Annotated in this window: 23 protein-coding genes; 22 read left to right on the top strand and 1 reads right to left on the bottom strand. The window is 63.5% G+C overall.

From position 1 onward, the window contains the following. From rplD to CXY79_RS09825, 22 genes are all read left to right on the top strand, one after another. Entirely contained in the window at positions 1–651 is a 651-nt protein-coding gene (gene rplD, locus CXY79_RS09930; protein ID WP_104100969.1) for a 50S ribosomal protein L4, read from the top strand. Beyond that, positions 651–953 carry a 50S ribosomal protein L23 gene (rplW, locus tag CXY79_RS09925; RefSeq protein ID WP_104100968.1) on the top strand — a complete coding sequence of 101 codons (303 nt, stop codon included), beginning with the start codon at positions 651–653 and terminating at the stop codon, positions 951–953. The genes rplD and rplW overlap by 1 nt, the downstream gene beginning before the upstream one ends. 25 nt (positions 954–978) lie before the next feature. Next, positions 979–1,818, top strand: a complete 840-nt coding sequence (rplB, locus tag CXY79_RS09920) for a 50S ribosomal protein L2 (protein WP_104100967.1) — start codon at positions 979–981, stop codon at positions 1,816–1,818. Positions 1,819–1,827: 9 nt separating this feature from the next. Continuing rightward, positions 1,828–2,109, top strand: coding sequence for a 30S ribosomal protein S19 (rpsS, locus tag CXY79_RS09915; RefSeq protein WP_104100966.1), 282 nt, complete (start codon positions 1,828–1,830; stop codon positions 2,107–2,109). Between the two features lie 26 nt (positions 2,110–2,135). Then, positions 2,136–2,501, top strand: a complete 366-nt coding sequence (rplV, locus tag CXY79_RS09910; protein WP_104100965.1) for a 50S ribosomal protein L22 — start codon at positions 2,136–2,138, stop codon at positions 2,499–2,501. Then, positions 2,501–3,262, top strand: coding sequence for a 30S ribosomal protein S3 (rpsC, locus tag CXY79_RS09905; protein ID WP_104100964.1), 762 nt, complete (start codon positions 2,501–2,503; stop codon positions 3,260–3,262). Before rplV ends, rpsC begins: the two co-directional genes overlap by 1 nt. Before the next feature lie 2 nt (positions 3,263–3,264). Further along, entirely contained in the window at positions 3,265–3,684 is a 420-nt protein-coding gene (gene rplP / locus CXY79_RS09900; protein WP_104100963.1) for a 50S ribosomal protein L16, read from the top strand. Then, on the top strand, positions 3,684–4,022 hold the full coding sequence (rpmC, locus tag CXY79_RS16800) for a 50S ribosomal protein L29 (protein ID WP_104100962.1): 339 nt from the start codon (positions 3,684–3,686) through the stop codon (positions 4,020–4,022). The genes rplP and rpmC overlap by 1 nt, the downstream gene beginning before the upstream one ends. Before the next feature lie 2 nt (positions 4,023–4,024). Continuing rightward, positions 4,025–4,324 carry a 30S ribosomal protein S17 gene (gene rpsQ / locus CXY79_RS09890; protein ID WP_104100961.1) on the top strand — a complete coding sequence of 100 codons (300 nt, stop codon included), beginning with the start codon at positions 4,025–4,027 and terminating at the stop codon, positions 4,322–4,324. A 33-nt stretch (positions 4,325–4,357) separates the two neighbouring features. Then, the gene (gene rplN / locus CXY79_RS09885) at positions 4,358–4,726 is read left to right on the top strand and encodes a 50S ribosomal protein L14 (RefSeq protein ID WP_104100960.1); all 369 of its coding nucleotides are present in this window, start codon (positions 4,358–4,360) and stop codon (positions 4,724–4,726) included. 3 nt (positions 4,727–4,729) lie between these two features. Continuing rightward, positions 4,730–5,089, top strand: coding sequence for a 50S ribosomal protein L24 (rplX, locus tag CXY79_RS09880; RefSeq protein ID WP_104100959.1), 360 nt, complete (start codon positions 4,730–4,732; stop codon positions 5,087–5,089). Then, a complete protein-coding gene (gene rplE, locus CXY79_RS09875) occupies positions 5,089–5,691 on the top strand; it encodes a 50S ribosomal protein L5 (RefSeq protein WP_104100958.1) in 603 nt (200 codons plus the stop codon). Before rplX ends, rplE begins: the two co-directional genes overlap by 1 nt. Positions 5,692–5,809: 118 nt before the next feature. After that, positions 5,810–6,208, top strand: coding sequence for a 30S ribosomal protein S8 (gene rpsH, locus CXY79_RS09870; protein ID WP_104100957.1), 399 nt, complete (start codon positions 5,810–5,812; stop codon positions 6,206–6,208). A gap of 6 nt (positions 6,209–6,214) precedes the next feature. After that, on the top strand, positions 6,215–6,751 hold the full coding sequence (gene rplF, locus CXY79_RS09865) for a 50S ribosomal protein L6 (protein WP_104100956.1): 537 nt from the start codon (positions 6,215–6,217) through the stop codon (positions 6,749–6,751). Positions 6,752–6,753: 2 nt separating this feature from the next. Next, a complete protein-coding gene (rplR, locus tag CXY79_RS09860) occupies positions 6,754–7,125 on the top strand; it encodes a 50S ribosomal protein L18 (RefSeq protein WP_104100955.1) in 372 nt (123 codons plus the stop codon). Next, positions 7,122–7,832, top strand: a complete 711-nt coding sequence (rpsE, locus tag CXY79_RS09855) for a 30S ribosomal protein S5 (protein WP_369827970.1) — start codon at positions 7,122–7,124, stop codon at positions 7,830–7,832. Before rplR ends, rpsE begins: the two co-directional genes overlap by 4 nt. Further along, a complete protein-coding gene (gene rpmD / locus CXY79_RS09850) occupies positions 7,832–8,014 on the top strand; it encodes a 50S ribosomal protein L30 (protein ID WP_174235710.1) in 183 nt (60 codons plus the stop codon). The genes rpsE and rpmD overlap by 1 nt, the downstream gene beginning before the upstream one ends. Then, positions 8,014–8,571 carry a 50S ribosomal protein L15 gene (rplO, locus tag CXY79_RS09845; protein ID WP_104100954.1) on the top strand — a complete coding sequence of 186 codons (558 nt, stop codon included), beginning with the start codon at positions 8,014–8,016 and terminating at the stop codon, positions 8,569–8,571. Before rpmD ends, rplO begins: the two co-directional genes overlap by 1 nt. Before the next feature lie 98 nt (positions 8,572–8,669). Continuing rightward, on the top strand, positions 8,670–9,992 hold the full coding sequence (gene secY / locus CXY79_RS09840; RefSeq protein ID WP_104100953.1) for a preprotein translocase subunit SecY: 1,323 nt from the start codon (positions 8,670–8,672) through the stop codon (positions 9,990–9,992). Then, on the top strand, positions 9,989–10,648 hold the full coding sequence (locus CXY79_RS09835; RefSeq protein WP_104100952.1) for an adenylate kinase: 660 nt from the start codon (positions 9,989–9,991) through the stop codon (positions 10,646–10,648). The genes secY and CXY79_RS09835 overlap by 4 nt, the downstream gene beginning before the upstream one ends. A 55-nt stretch (positions 10,649–10,703) precedes the next feature. Beyond that, entirely contained in the window at positions 10,704–11,534 is an 831-nt protein-coding gene (gene map, locus CXY79_RS09830; protein WP_104101026.1) for a type I methionyl aminopeptidase, read from the top strand. A 468-nt stretch (positions 11,535–12,002) separates the two neighbouring features. After that, positions 12,003–12,332: a PTS sugar transporter subunit IIB gene (locus CXY79_RS09825; protein ID WP_104100951.1), complete on the top strand. Its 330-nt coding sequence runs from the start codon at positions 12,003–12,005 to the stop codon at positions 12,330–12,332. Positions 12,333–12,345: 13 nt separating this feature from the next. Here CXY79_RS09825 and CXY79_RS09820 read toward each other — a convergent pair whose 3' ends face one another. Continuing rightward, complete coding sequence (locus CXY79_RS09820; RefSeq protein WP_104100950.1) at positions 12,346–14,268, bottom strand: BglG family transcription antiterminator; 1,923 nt, start codon at positions 14,266–14,268, stop codon at positions 12,346–12,348. Positions 14,269–14,311: the final 43 nt, after the last annotated feature.

Raw genomic sequence — 14,311 nt, 5'->3', positions numbered from 1 at the left:
ATGACTACCTCACTCGATCTCATCGACGCCAAGGGTAAGAAGGCCGGCTCCGTTGAGTTGCCCGCCGAAATCTTTGACGTTCAGACCAACGTCCCGTTGATCCACCAGGTCGTCGTCGCGCAGCTCGCTGCCGCACGTCAGGGAACTCACAAGACCAAGCGTCGTGGCGAGGTTTCCGGTTCCGGCCGCAAGCCGTTCAAGCAGAAGGGAACCGGTCGCGCTCGTCAGGGCTCGATCCGCGCCCCTCAGATGACCGGTGGTGGAATCGTTCACGGACCGACCCCGCGTAACTACGAACAGCGCACCCCCAAGAAGATGATCGCGGCAGCACTGCGTGGATCCCTTTCCGACCGCGCCCGTGGCGACCGCCTGCACGTCGTGACCGCACTCTTCAGCGCCGAGACGCCCAGCACCAAGGGCGCCATCGAGCTGCTCAGCCAGATCGCCAGCAGCAAGCACGTGCTGGTCGTCCTGGAGCGCACCGACGAACTGACGCTGCGCAGCATCCGCAACCTGCCGACGGTGCACGTTCTGCCGTGGGACCAGCTGAATGCCTATGACGTTCTCGTCAGCGACGACATCGTCTTCACCAAGGGCGCGTTCGACGCGTTCGTGGCGAGCAAGACCAAGAAGGAAGAGGTGTCCGCATAATGGCTACCCCGATCAACAAGGATCCCCGCGACGTCATCATCGCTCCGGTCGTCTCTGAGAAGAGCTATGGCCTGATCGACGAAGGCAAGTACACCTTCATCGTGGACCCGCGCTCGAACAAGACCGAAATCAAGCTCGCGATCGAAAAGATCTTCAAGGTGGAGGTCGCTTCGATCAACACCATGAACCGCATCGGCAAGACGCGTCGCACGAAGTTCGGTCAGGGCAAGCGCAAGGACACCAAGCGTGCCATCGTCACGCTCAAGTCCGGTTCCATTGACATCTTCACGGCCGTCGGCTAAGCGGCGCGGACTAGAGGAATAAGAAATGGCTATTCGTAAGTTCAAGCCCACGACTCCCGGTCGTCGCGGTTCATCTGTTGCAGACTTCGCAGAGATCACCCGCTCCACGCCGGAGAAGTCCCTGCTTCGCCCCCTGTCCAAGACCGGTGGCCGTAACAACCAGGGTCGCATCACCACCCGTCACATCGGTGGTGGACACAAGCGCCAATACCGTCTGATCGACTTCCGTCGTAACGACAAGGACGGCGTCAACGCCAAGGTTGCTCACATCGAGTACGACCCCAACCGCACGGCGCGCATCGCGCTCCTGCACTTCATGGACGGCTCCAAGCGCTACATCATCGCCCCGAACAAGCTGAACCAGGGCGACATCGTAGAGTCGGGCGCCGGTGCTGACATCAAGCCCGGTAACAACCTGCCGCTGAAGAACATCCCGACCGGTACCATCATCCACGCGGTCGAACTGCGTCCGGGCGGTGGCGCCAAGATGGCCCGCTCCGCCGGATCATCCGTTCGCCTCGTTGCGAAGGATGGCATCTACGCCCAGCTGCGCCTGCCGTCCGGAGAAATCCGCAACGTCGACGCCCGCTGCCGCGCCACGATCGGCGAGGTCGGCAACGCCGAGCAGTCGAACATCAACTGGGGTAAGGCCGGCCGGATGCGCTGGAAAGGCGTTCGCCCGACCGTTCGTGGTGTCGCCATGAACCCGGTTGACCACCCGCACGGTGGTGGTGAGGGTAAGACGTCCGGTGGACGTCACCCCGTCAGCCCTTGGGGCCAGAAAGAAGGGCGTACCCGCCACCCGAACAAGGAAAGCGACAAGCTCATCGTTCGTCGCCGTACCGTCGGCAAGAAGCGTAAGTAGGAGTAGACGATGCCACGCAGTCTCAAGAAAGGCCCGTTCGTTGACGACCACCTGCTTCGCAAGGTTGTCAAGGCGAACGAAGCCAGCAGCAAGAACGTAATCAAGACCTGGTCGCGCCGTTCGATGATCATCCCCGGCATGCTCGGGCACACCATCGCCGTGCACGACGGACGCAAGCACATCCCGGTGTTCGTCACCGAGAGCATGGTCGGGCATAAGCTCGGCGAGTTTGCGCCCACCCGCACCTTCCGTGGACACGTGAAGGACGACAAGAAGGGCCGTCGCCGCTAACGCGGGGACGTGAAGGAGGATAAGAAATGGTGGAGTCGATCGCACGCGTGCGTCACATCCGCGTTACCCCCCAGAAGGCTCGTCGCGTTGTCAACCTGATCCGCGGCAAGCAGGCCTTCGAGGCCCTGGGAATTCTGAAGTTTGCGCCGCAGGGCGCGAGCGACCCGGTGTACAAGCTGGTTGCCTCGGCAATCGCCAACGCGCGAGTCAAGGCTGATGCAGCCAACACCTTCCTCGACGAGCAGGACCTGTTCGTCAGCCAGGCGTTCGTAGACGAGGGTACGACCCTCAAGCGTTTCCAGGCCCGTGCACAGGGTCGCGCATTCCAGATCAAGAAGCGCACGAGCCACATCACGGTTGTGCTCGCCACTCCTGAGGAGGGTACGAAGTAATGGGTCAGAAAGTAAACCCCTATGGCTTCCGTCTGGGAATCACGACCGACCACGTGTCGCGTTGGTTCTCTGACAGCACGAAGCCGGGCCAGCGTTACAGCGACTTCGTCGCTGAAGACGTCAAGATCCGCCGCCTGTTGAGCACCAGTCTCGACCGCGCCGGCGTGTCCCGCATCGAGATCGAGCGCACTCGTGACCGCGTTCGCGTCGACATCCACACCGCCCGTCCGGGCATTGTGATCGGTCGCCGCGGCGCGGAGGCTGAGCGCATTCGCTCCGACCTCGAGAAGCTCACCGCCAAGCAGATCCAGCTGAACATCCTCGAGGTGAAGAACCCCGAGGTCGACGCTCAGCTGGTCGCTCAGGGCATCGCCGAGCAGCTCTCCGCTCGCGTGGCATTCCGCCGCGCGATGCGTAAGGGCCTGCAGGGTGCCCAGCGCGCCGGTGCCAAGGGTGTTCGCATCCAGGTCTCCGGTCGCCTGGGTGGCGCCGAGATGAGCCGTTCGGAGTTCTACCGCGAAGGCCGTGTGCCCCTGCACACTCTGCGCGCGAACATCGACTACGGGTTCTACGAAGCCAAGACCACCTTCGGCCGCATCGGCGTGAAGGTCTGGATCTACAAGGGCGACATCACCAACAAGGAACTCGCTCGCGAGCAGGCCAACGCTAAGTCGACCCGCCCCGAGCGTCGTGACGACCGACCGCGTCGTGCGCCCCGCGCAGAGGCAGCGGCACCGGTTGCAGCAGGAGTTGAGGCATAACCATGTTGATTCCACGCAGAGTCAAGCACCGCAAGCAGCACCACCCGGGCCGTACCGGCCACGCAACCGGTGGTACCGAGCTGTCGTTCGGTGAGTACGGCATCCAGGCCCTCACGCCCGCCTATGTGACCAACCGTCAGATCGAGTCCGCTCGTATCGCGATCACCCGTCACATGAAGCGCGGCGGCAAGGTCTGGATCAACATCTACCCGGACCGCCCGCTCACCAAGAAGCCGGCCGAAACCCGCATGGGTTCCGGTAAGGGTTCCGTCGAGTGGTGGGTTGCCAACGTCAAGCCCGGTCGCGTGCTTTTCGAACTCAGCGGTGTCACTGACATCGTCGCAAAGGAAGCGCTGACCCGCGCTATCCATAAACTGCCCTTGAAGGCACGCATCATCAAGCGCGAGGAGGGCGACGCATAATGGCGATCGGATCCAAGGAGCTCGCCTCAGTCGAGCTCGACACTTTTGAAAACGAGCGTTTGTTCGATGAGCTGAAGAAGGCGAAGGAAGAACTCTTCAACCTTCGCTTCCAGTCGGCCACCGGCCAGCTCGAGAGCCACGGCCGCCTCCGCGCGGTCAAGCGCGACATCGCTCGCATCTACACGGTTCTCCGTGAGCGCGAGTTGGGCATTCGTCCGACTCCCGCACCAGTCGAGGCTCCGGCCAAGGCTGAGAAGAAGACCAAGAAGGCCAAGACTGCAGTGGAGTCCGTCGACGACTCCGCTGCGGCCGACGCCGCCCAGACGAAGGAGGCCTAGTCATGGCGAAGACTGACGAAAAGGTCGTCGCTGCCGAGGCTGAGGCTCTCGTTCGCGGCTACCGCAAGACGCTGCGTGGTTACGTGACCAGCGACAAGATGGACAAGACCATCGTTGTCGAGGTCGAAGACCGCGTGAAGCACCCCCTGTACGGCAAGGTCATCCGCCGTACGTCCAAGCTGAAGGCTCACGACGAGGCGAACATCGCCGGCGTCGGCGACCTGGTCCTAATCAGTGAGACCCGTCCGCTCAGCGCTTCCAAGCGCTGGCGCCTGGTCGAGATCCTCGAGAAGGCCAAGTAAGCCTCGCGCTTACTTGATAGAAGGGTATAAAAAGTGCTTCAGCAAGAATCACGACTCAAGGTTGCCGACAACACGGGTGCCAAGGAGCTGTTGACCATTCGCGTGCTCGGCGGCTCCGGCCGTCGCTACGCAGGCCTCGGCGACACCATCGTCGCCACGGTCAAGGACGCGATCCCGGGCGGCAACGTCAAGAAGGGCGACGTCGTCAAGGCCGTCGTCGTTCGCGTCAAAAAGCAGACCCGTCGTTCAGACGGTTCGTACATCAAGTTCGATGAGAACGCCGCAGTGATTTTGAAGAACGAAGGTGACCCCCGCGGCACCCGAATCTTCGGACCGGTCGGTCGCGAGCTTCGCGACAAGAAGTTCATGAAGATCATCTCGCTGGCACCGGAGGTTATCTAAATCATGGCCAGACTCAAAAAGGGTGACCTCGTAGAGATCATCACCGGCCGCACCCAGGCCCGCGGCGGAGACCGTGGCAAGCAGGGCAAGGTCATTGCCATCCTGGTGGAGAAGAACAGGGTCCTCGTTGAGGGCATCAACTTCGTCACCAAGCACGTTCGCGTGGGCCAGACCCAGCGCGGCACCAAGACCGGCGGCATCGAGACCATGGAGGCGCCGATTCACGTGTCCAACGTGGCCCTCGTCGACCCGGAGACCAAGAAGCCGACTCGCGTCGGATTCCGCCTCGAAGAAGTAACGAAGGACGGCGTCACCAAGACGGTCCGCATCCGTTACGCCAAGAAGTCAGGGAAGGACCTCTGATGACCGACACTTCAGTTGCAGCAGCAGAAGCGCCCGTTGAGGCCGCCCTGCCGCGTCTCAAGCAGAAGTACCGCGATGAGATCATGGCCCAGCTCAGCAAGGACCTCGGCTTCACCAACGTTCACCAGATTCCGAACCTGGTCAAGATCGTTGTGAACATGGGTGTCGGCGAGGCAGCACGCGACGGCAAGATCATGGATGGCGCCGTCTCCGACCTCACCAAGATCACCGGTCAGAAGCCGCAGGTCACCAAGGCCCGCAAGTCGATCGCGCAGTTCAAACTGCGTGAAGGACAGCCCATCGGCACGCACGTCACACTTCGTGGCGACCGCATGTGGGAGTTCCTCGACCGGCTCCTGAGCCTGGCGCTTCCGCGCATCCGCGACTTCCGTGGTCTGAGCGACAAGCAGTTCGATGGCAGCGGTAACTACACCTTCGGTCTCACCGAGCAGGTCATGTTCCACGAGATCGACCAGGACCGGATCGACCGTATCCGCGGTATGGATATCACGGTTGTGACGACGGCCAAGAACAACGAAGAAGGCCGCGCGCTGCTCAAGGCGCTGGGCTTCCCGTTCAAGACGGCCGAAAACACCAAGTAAAGTGGCTCTTTGGCTCTTGTAGTACAAATCCGGGGCTGGACAACCGTCCAGCCCCACCACGACCAAGGTCGTCACCCGTGTAACGGATGAACGAAACCAGGCGAGAAAGGCACCACAAATGACAATGACAGATCCGGTCGCAGACATGCTGACCAGACTGCGCAACGCTAACTCGGCGTTCCACGACACCGTGTCCATGCCGCACAGCAAGCTCAAAGCGAACATCGCAGACATTCTCAAGGCCCAGGGTTACATCTCGGCGTGGGATGTCAAGGATGCAGTGGTCGGCAAGACCCTCACGCTCAACCTCAAGTTCGGTCCGAACCGCGAGCGTTCCATCGTCGGCATCAAGCGGGTTTCCAAGCCCGGCCTGCGCGTGTACGCGAAGTCGACCGAAATCCCCACCGTTCTCGGTGGTCTCGGCGTTGCCATCCTGTCCACCTCCAGCGGTCTGCTCACCGACCGCCAGGCTGAGAAGAAGGGCGTAGGCGGAGAAGTTCTCGCCTACGTGTGGTAGCCGACAATGTCACGTATTGGAAGACTTCCCATCCCGATTCCCGCGGATGTCACGGTCGCCACTGAAGGCCAGCGCGTCAACGTCAAGGGTCCGAAGGGGGAGCTCGCGCTCACCGTCGCGAACCCCATCGAGGTCAAGATCGAGGACGGCCACGTCGTCGTCACACGCCCGAACGACGAGCGCAACTCGCGTTCGCTGCACGGACTGACTCGCACGCTGATCGCAAACCAGATCATCGGGGTGACGGTGGGTTACACCAAGTCTCTCGAGATCGTCGGTACCGGTTACCGCGTCGCCCAGAAGGGCAGCTCGATCGAGTTCGCCCTCGGCTTCTCGCACCCGGTCCTCGTCGAGGCACCTGCCGGCATCACCCTCACCGTGGAGAGCGTCAACCGCCTCACGGTCGGTGGCATCGACAAGCAGGCTGTCGGCGAGGTCGCCGCCAACATCCGTAAGATTCGCAAGCCGGAGCCCTACAAGGGCAAGGGTGTGCGTTACGCCGGCGAGATTGTTCGCCGCAAGGCCGGAAAGAGTGGTAAATAACCATGGGTCTCGGAACTAGAGGTAATAGCAAGGCCGCTGCCCGCGGACGCAGGCATGCACGTCTTCGCAAAAAGATCGAGGGGACCGCGCTTCGTCCGCGTCTCGTCGTGACCCGTTCGGCTCGCCACGTGTTCGTGCAGGTCGTCGATGACAGCAAGGGTTTCACCCTTGCTTCGGCGTCCACGCTCGAAGACGGTCTGCGCACCTTCGATGGTGACAAGACCGCCAAGGCCCGCAAGGTCGGCGAACTCGTCGCCGAGCGTGCGAAGGCCGCCGGCATCGACGCTGTCGTATTTGACCGTGGCGGAAGCAAGTACGCAGGACGCGTCGCTGCGATCGCCGATGGAGCTCGAGAGGGTGGATTGAACCTGTGAGCACTGAAACCGCTAGCACAGCAACCAAGGAGACCGTGGTGGCCGCAGAGGCACCCGTCGAAACCGCTGCCTCAACGGCACCTGCCCAGAACGAGCCTCGTGAGGCTCGTCGTGGCGGTCGTGAGCGCAACCCGAACAAGGACCGCGGAAGCCGCGATGCCGACAAGAGCCAGTTCCTGGAGCGCGTCGTCACCATCAACCGCGTTTCCAAGGTGGTGAAGGGTGGTCGTCGCTTCAGCTTCACCGCTCTCGTCGTCGTCGGTGACGGAAACGGCCTCGTCGGCGTCGGATACGGCAAGGCCCGCGAGGTGCCGACCGCCATTTCCAAGGGCGTCGAAGAAGCGAAGAAGAACTTCTTCCGCGTTCCCCGCGTCGGTCTGACGATCCCGCACCCCGTGCAGGGTGAAGCCGCAGCCGGCGTCGTCCTGCTGCGTCCCGCCGCCGCCGGTACCGGCGTTATCGCCGGTGGCCCGGTGCGCGCCGTTCTCGAGTGCGCGGGCATCCACGATGTCCTCAGCAAGTCGCTCGGTTCGTCGAACACCATCAACATCGTTCACGCCACGGTCGAGGCCCTGCACCAGCTCGAAGAGCCGCGTGCAGTTGCGGCTCGTCGTGGCCTCGCGTACGAAGACGTCGCTCCGGCGCGCTTCCTGCGTGCCGACGCCGCCGCAGCAGCAGCTGCAGCGGCAGCAAAGGCAGGTGCCTGATGGCTCGCCTCAAAGTGACACAGATCAAGTCCAAAATTAGTGAGAAGCAGAACCAGCGCGACACGCTTCGCAGCCTGGGTCTCAAGCGCATTGGCGCAGTCACGATTCGCGAGGACAACTCGCAGAACCGTGGCTACGTCAACACCGTTGCTCACCTCGTAAAGGTCGAGGAGATTGACTAATGGCTGACGAGAAGGAAGCTGCCACGGCAGCCGCCAAGCCCGCCACTGCACAGAAGGCAGCCCCCAAAAAGGCTGCCTCCGCCAAGGTCGCAGTGAAGGCTGCTCCGACCGAGAAGCGCGAGCAGGTTCTGAAGGTTCACCACCTTCGCCCCGCCCCCGGAGCCAAGAAGTCGCGCATGCGTGTCGGTCGTGGTGAAGGATCCAAGGGTAAGACCGCCGGCCGTGGAACCAAGGGTACGAAGGCGCGCTACAACGTGCGCATCGGGTTTGAGGGTGGCCAGATGCCGCTGCACATGCGTACTCCGAAGCTGCGCGGGTTCAAGAACCCGTTCCGCGTCGAGTACCAGGTCGTCAACCTCGAGAAGCTCGCCGAGCTTTACCCGAACGGCGGCGATGTAACCATCGCCGACCTGGTCGCCAAGGGTGCCGTTCGCGACAACGAGAAGGTCAAGGTTCTCGGCAATGGTGACATTGCGGTTAAGCTGAACATTGCAGTGGATAAGGTCTCCGGCTCAGCAGAGCAGAAGATCGTCGCTGCGGGTGGCTCAATCAAGTAAGTCCGTAGACGCTGAGCGAGCTTGTCGAGGCCACCAATCGAAATCTTTCGATGCTGGTCTCGACAAGCTCGTTTTTCACGTTATTAACTGGAGGCATTGTGTTCAGCGCCATCGCGCGGATATTCCGCACACCCGACCTGCGCAGGAAAATCGGGTTCAGCCTGGGTATCGTTGCCCTGTTCCGACTGGGCTCGTTCATCCCTGCCCCCTTCGTCGACTTCGGAAACGTTCAATCGTGTCTGGCGGCGAACCAGGACGCCAGCGGCCTCTATGAGCTCGTCAACCTCTTCAGCGGCGGCGCGCTGCTGCAACTGTCGGTCTTCGCGCTCGGCATCATGCCGTACATCACGGCCTCGATCATCGTGCAGCTCCTGCGCGTGGTCATCCCACATTTTGAGACACTGCACAAGGAAGGCGCGTCCGGACAGGGCACGCTCACCCAGTACACTCGGTACCTCACCATCGCCCTCGCGATCCTTCAGTCGACGACGCTGATCACGGTGGCCCGCAGCGGAGCGCTCTACGGCACGTCCGCCAGCGCCGAGTGCTCGCAGCTGCTCACCAACGACGCCTGGTACGCCATCATGCTCATGGTCATCACCATGACCGCCGGTACTGGCCTGATCATGTGGATGGGTGAGCTCATCACCGAGCGCGGCATCGGCAACGGCATGTCACTGTTGATCTTCACCTCGATCGCAGCCCTCTTTCCGGGATCGCTCGCCTCCATCGGGCAGCAGAAGGGCCTCGACATCCTGATGATCGTGATCGCGGTCGGTCTGGTCGTGGTCGCCGCGGTGGTCTTCGTCGAGCAGTCCCAGCGTCGCATCCCGGTGCAGTACGCCAAACGGATGGTCGGACGCCGCACCTACGGCGGGAACAACACGTACATCCCGATCAAGGTGAACATGGCCGGCGTCGTGCCCGTCATTTTCGCGTCGTCACTGCTGTACCTTCCGGCCCTGATCGCGCAGTTCAACCAGCCGGCGGCCGGACAGGCGCCGGCAGCGTGGGTCACCTGGGTCACCAACAACCTCACGCAGGGCAACGATCCGCTCTACATGGCGCTGTACTTCTTCCTCATCGTCGGATTCACCTACTTCTATGTCGCGATCACCTTCAACCCCGAAGAGGTCGCCGACAACATGAAGAAGTACGGCGGATTCATCCCGGGCATCCGTGCCGGTCGTCCGACCGCCGAGTACCTGGACTTCGTTCTCACCCGGGTGACGCTGCCCGGTGCCCTGTACCTGGGCCTGATCGCCCTGCTGCCGCTGATCGCGTTCTCCGCGATCGGAGCCGACCAGAACTTCCCGTTCGGTGGCGCCAGCATCCTGATCGTGGTCGGTGTCGGACTCGAGACGGTCAAACAGATCGACGCGCAACTCCAGCAGCGCCACTACGAAGGGCTTCTCCGATGACCCGTTTGCTGCTGATCGGCCCGCCCGGCGCGGGCAAGGGAACTCAGGCCGAGCGCCTGTCCGAGGCCTTCGACGTTCCGGCCATCTCCACCGGTGACATCTTCCGCTTCAACGTGAAGAACGACACCGAGCTGGGTCTTCAAGTCAAGGCGTTCATGGATGCCGGCGCGTACGTGCCCGATTCCCTCACCAACGCGATCGTGTCCGATCGGTTGCAGCAGCCCGACGCCACCGGGGGATTCCTGCTGGACGGCTACCCGCGCACGCAGGAGCAGGTTCTGGAACTGGACCGGTTGCTGGAGGCCGACGGTGACGCACTCGACGCCGTCGTGCTGATCGTCGCCGATACCGAAGAGGTCGTCGCCCGACTCCTCAAGCGTGCCGCCGAGCAGGGGCGTGCGGACGACACCGCTGACGTCATCCGGCACCGCCTTTCCGTCTACGAGGAGCAGACATCTCCTCTGATCGACGTTTACTCCTCCCGCGGTCTCGTGGTCACGGTCGACGGCCTCGGCGCCGTCGACGAAGTGACCGGGCGCATCCTCGCGGCTCTGACCGGGCGCGGACTCTCCGTGCCCGTCACCAGCGTGCCCGTCACCAGCGTGCCCGTCACCAGCGTGCCCGTCACCAGCGGAGACGCAGCCAGCGCCTCCTAACCCGGTCGTGCACGCCCAGCGTGCGCGTCCTCAGCAGTTTGCAGAGATCTTCACCATGAGCCTTCGACGATCCATCTACAAGTCGCCGGCGCAGATGCGGTTGATGATCGCGCCCGGACTGGCCACGGCCGCATCCCTGGATGCGGCCCGGGCGGCCATCCGGGTCGGTGCGACCACCCTCGAGCTCGACGCGGCCGCCGAGGCGGCCATCGTGGCTCAAGGCGGCCTGCCGAACTTCAAGCTGGAGCAGGGCTACCACCACACGGTCTGCGCGTCCGTCAACGAGGATGTCGTGCACGGCATCCCGGGGGCTCGCGTGCTCGCCGCCGGCGACATCGTGTCGATCGACAGCGGTGCCATCATCGACGGCTGGAACGGCGACGCGGCCTTCTCCTTCGTGATTCCGGACCCGGCCCGGCCCGAGGTCGTCGCCGAGCGCGAGAAACTGTCGCACGTCACGGAGCAGTCGCTGTGGCACGGGATCGCCCGGCTCGCGGTGGCGCGTCACCTCAACGAGGTCGGCGATGCCATCGAGGACTACGTCGAGTCTCAGGGGGACTACGGAATCCTCACCGACTATGTCGGTCACGGCATCGGCCGGTCCATGCACGAGGCCCCGCCCGTGTTCAACTATCGCGTTCGCCAGAAGGGTCCGGACGTGAAGCCCGGTCTGGTGATCGCGATCGAGCCCATGGTCGTCATGGGGTCCATCGAGACGTTCGTGCGCGACGACGACTGGACCGTCGCCACCAGCGACGGCCTGGCCGCCGCGCACTGGGAGCACAGCGTGGCCGTGCACAAGGACGGCATCTGGGTGCTCACCGCCGCCGACGGCGGCGCTGCGGGGCTGGCCCCGCTCGGCATCACGCCCGTTCCGCTCCCGTAGCCGCACACGGCCCGAACCAGCCGCACACGGAACGTCGGATCTCACCGCACTGCGTGGACGCCGTTCCGCACGCGAAACGTCGTGCCCGATGCCAAACCAATTCGACGGAGATTTTGGGTCAAACACCCGTTTTCGTGCCCGAAAGCGGTGTTTTGGGCAGAATCTCCGTCGAATTCGTTCGGGGTGAGTCGACCCCGGGCTCCGGGCTCGTACGAGACGGCGGTTGCAGCGCGCATCCACCCCGCGCTGCGGTCAACTTCTCGCCTGTCCGAGAAATGGACCAATCGCCACTCACCCGCCACCCGCGATCGCCCCTCACCCGCGGCAATCGGAACCCGCTCCCGGAGCCACACACGGCCCGAACCAGCCGCGCTCGGGGGCGGGGATCTGGTCTCTCCGGGACTCCGGAGGCGGGAGGATGGAGGAGAGGGCAAACCGTCCGTCGCGGCTCAGGGAAAGAGCGATTCCATGAAGATTCTCATCGTCTGCGGTGCTGGCGCCTCCAGTGCCTTTGTTGCACATCGGGTTCGGCACACCGCCGCGGCCCGCGGCCTGGATGTCCACGTCTTCGCGGGGAGCGAATCGGATCTGCCGGCCTCCCTCGGCCCGGTCGACGTGCTTCTAGTGGGTCCCCACCTGGCACCCAGGTTTGAGAAGATCCGCCTTCAGGCCGTGCACGCCGGGGTCGGCATCGCCCTGCTGGAGGAGACCGTCTTCGCCTCGCAGAACGGCGACGAAGCGCTCGATGCCGCGATCTATGCGTACAAGACGCGTGACTGGGGTGAAACGAAGAAGTAGCCCGACCGGTGGCCTACTGGTCCATCAGGTGCACGAGCTCGTCGATGAAGGATGCGAAGTCCACCGACCGCTTGACCAGCCGCTGCACGTCGGCCCGGTCTGAGAAGACCTCCACGAACTGGTCGAAGACGGTCTGGAAGCTCTTGCGCCCGGCGGCGCTGAAAGCGACCATCGCCACCACGTTGACGCGGTTCTCGCCCCACGCCATGGGTGTGTCGTTGATCACGACGGCGATCGAGGTACGGATTGCCGTCATCGACATCGAGTGCGGCACCGCCACGTTGTCCGTGAACGCCGTCGACGACATGAGCTCGCGCTCGATCGCGCCGTCGATGTAGCTCTCGTCGATATCGCCGTGTGCGATCATCCGTTCGCCGAGAGCGCGGATCATCGCGGTCTCGTCAGCGGCGTGGAAGTTGTGCGCGAACAGGGACTCGTCGAAGAATTGCAGCAGCTCGTCCTTGAGAGCGGCGCGACGCCGAAGACGGCGGATGCGGCTGGCGGCCTTCCGCACGCGGTCGATGTCGGCCTCGGTCAGGAACGGCTGGATCACGATGACGGCCTCGGCCGGCGACTGCGGTTCGATGGTGGAGAGCACGAGTTTCGCATCCAGGGCCTTCCAGTCGACGTCGCTGCGGGTTACCACCGACACAACTTCGAGCTCGTCACCGAGGACCCGCTCGATCCGTTCGCGCAGCAGCACGTGCATGTCGTAATAGTTCGGGCAGATCAGAGCGCACGTGACCAGGTCCTCGCGCCGGGACTGCTGCTGAAGGTGGGCACCGACGTGCATCGCGATGTACGCGATCTCATCGTCGTTGATCACGATCTGCTCCTGCCGCTGCAACAGGCTGGCGATGTAGACGGCGACCTCATAGATCATCGGGTAGGACGTCTTGATCGACCTGGTGAGCGGGTTGTGCGAGTACGAGCGGTCTGTCGCCCGGTTGATCAGGTTGCGCACGTGCAGCGTGAGCCTCACGATGAAGTTCTCCTCCGCGAGGTCCAGCAGGAACTCGTCCCCGGCCTGGCCGACGATCCGGCGCACGGCGTCGAGATCTTCGGGGCGGACGAAGCTCTCGATCAGAACCTGCGCCGGCTGGTCCTGCCCGGGTGTGATCACCCGGGTCTTGAGCAGGAGTGCGATGTAGTCGAGGTCACCGACACCCAGTTCGACGTGGAAGTGGCGCACGATCAGCCCGGAGAGGGCGAGGGTCATCGCGTCGGGGGAGCCGACGGATGCCGCGGTCTCGGCCACCACGGGGGAGGTGCGCCTCGTGACCCGGTCGATGGCGATGGCGACATGGAGTAGAACGTCGTTGGTGCCGTACTCGTTGACGAAATACCCCTGCGAGTCGAGCATCGCGATCAGATCCGTCTTGAACTCTCCGAGGCTCTCGGAGGCGAACTCGCGCTGGATCGCCTCGAGTTCGAGCAGACCGCGCGAACTCTCCTCGCGGAACAGCCGGCTGAGCAGCCTCCGCCGGTCGGTCTCGGAGCCGGCGAGCGTGACCACGCTGCCGTGGCGGGTGAGCGTGAGCCCGGTGGCGGGCAGTAGCTGTCGCACCTTGGTCAGGTCGGAGTCGATCGTGGAGTCACTGACGAACAGTTCGGCGGACAGAGCGTAGACGTCGAGCCCCTCGTGGGACTCCGTGAGCCGGCGCACCAAAGCGTAAAGGCGATCCGTCGGGGTCTCGGCTTCGTCCGAGTGAATGCGCCCCCTGGCGCGGAACACGGCGAACGCCTCGAGGTCCAGCCGGTACCCGGCCGGCCCCGACTCGATGATCTCGAGCGGCCCGGCTGCCAGTTTCAGGTTCGTGACGTAGCTGCGCACGGTTCGGGGCGTGACGCCCAGGAGGTCGGCAAGCTCGCCGGCGGTAACCCAGGCCGGTGTCTGCGACAGAAAATCCAGCATCCGTGTCTGTTTGTCGCTCATTGCATGAAACTCCCAAGTAAAACGCAAGTCTCCCACGCCGCTC

It is taken from the genome of Cryobacterium sp. M96 (genome assembly GCF_002929845.1).
GTDB classification, from domain to species: domain Bacteria; phylum Actinomycetota; class Actinomycetes; order Actinomycetales; family Microbacteriaceae; genus Cryobacterium; species Cryobacterium sandaracinum.
This window is presented reverse-complemented; position numbering and strand designations above follow the sequence as displayed.

Bases quoted from the DNA above. Each gene is read 5' to 3' on its own strand.
- rplP (WP_104100963.1), top strand. From the start codon at position 3,265: ATGTTGATTCCACGCAGAGTCAAGCACCGCAAGCAGCACCACCCGGGC.
- rplR (WP_104100955.1), top strand. From the start codon at position 6,754: ATGGGTCTCGGAACTAGAGGTAATAGCAAGGCCGCTGCCCGCGGACGC.
- rpmD (WP_174235710.1), top strand. From the start codon at position 7,832: ATGGCTCGCCTCAAAGTGACACAGATCAAGTCCAAAATTAGTGAGAAG.
- rpsH (WP_104100957.1), top strand. From the start codon at position 5,810: ATGACAATGACAGATCCGGTCGCAGACATGCTGACCAGACTGCGCAAC.
- rplV (WP_104100965.1), top strand. From the start codon at position 2,136: ATGGTGGAGTCGATCGCACGCGTGCGTCACATCCGCGTTACCCCCCAG.
- CXY79_RS09825 (WP_104100951.1), top strand. From the start codon at position 12,003: ATGAAGATTCTCATCGTCTGCGGTGCTGGCGCCTCCAGTGCCTTTGTT.
- rplW (WP_104100968.1), top strand. From the start codon at position 651: ATGGCTACCCCGATCAACAAGGATCCCCGCGACGTCATCATCGCTCCG.
- rpsS (WP_104100966.1), top strand. From the start codon at position 1,828: ATGCCACGCAGTCTCAAGAAAGGCCCGTTCGTTGACGACCACCTGCTT.
- rplO (WP_104100954.1), top strand. From the start codon at position 8,014: ATGGCTGACGAGAAGGAAGCTGCCACGGCAGCCGCCAAGCCCGCCACT.
- rplD (WP_104100969.1), top strand. From the start codon at position 1: ATGACTACCTCACTCGATCTCATCGACGCCAAGGGTAAGAAGGCCGGC.
- map (WP_104101026.1), top strand. From the start codon at position 10,704: ATGAGCCTTCGACGATCCATCTACAAGTCGCCGGCGCAGATGCGGTTG.
- rplF (WP_104100956.1), top strand. From the start codon at position 6,215: ATGTCACGTATTGGAAGACTTCCCATCCCGATTCCCGCGGATGTCACG.
- CXY79_RS09835 (WP_104100952.1), top strand. From the start codon at position 9,989: ATGACCCGTTTGCTGCTGATCGGCCCGCCCGGCGCGGGCAAGGGAACT.
- rplE (WP_104100958.1), top strand. From the start codon at position 5,089: ATGACCGACACTTCAGTTGCAGCAGCAGAAGCGCCCGTTGAGGCCGCC.
- CXY79_RS09820 (WP_104100950.1), bottom strand. From the start codon at position 14,268: ATGAGCGACAAACAGACACGGATGCTGGATTTTCTGTCGCAGACACCG.
- rpmC (WP_104100962.1), top strand. From the start codon at position 3,684: ATGGCGATCGGATCCAAGGAGCTCGCCTCAGTCGAGCTCGACACTTTT.
- rpsC (WP_104100964.1), top strand. From the start codon at position 2,501: ATGGGTCAGAAAGTAAACCCCTATGGCTTCCGTCTGGGAATCACGACC.
- rpsQ (WP_104100961.1), top strand. From the start codon at position 4,025: ATGGCGAAGACTGACGAAAAGGTCGTCGCTGCCGAGGCTGAGGCTCTC.
- rplB (WP_104100967.1), top strand. From the start codon at position 979: ATGGCTATTCGTAAGTTCAAGCCCACGACTCCCGGTCGTCGCGGTTCA.
- rplX (WP_104100959.1), top strand. From the start codon at position 4,730: ATGGCCAGACTCAAAAAGGGTGACCTCGTAGAGATCATCACCGGCCGC.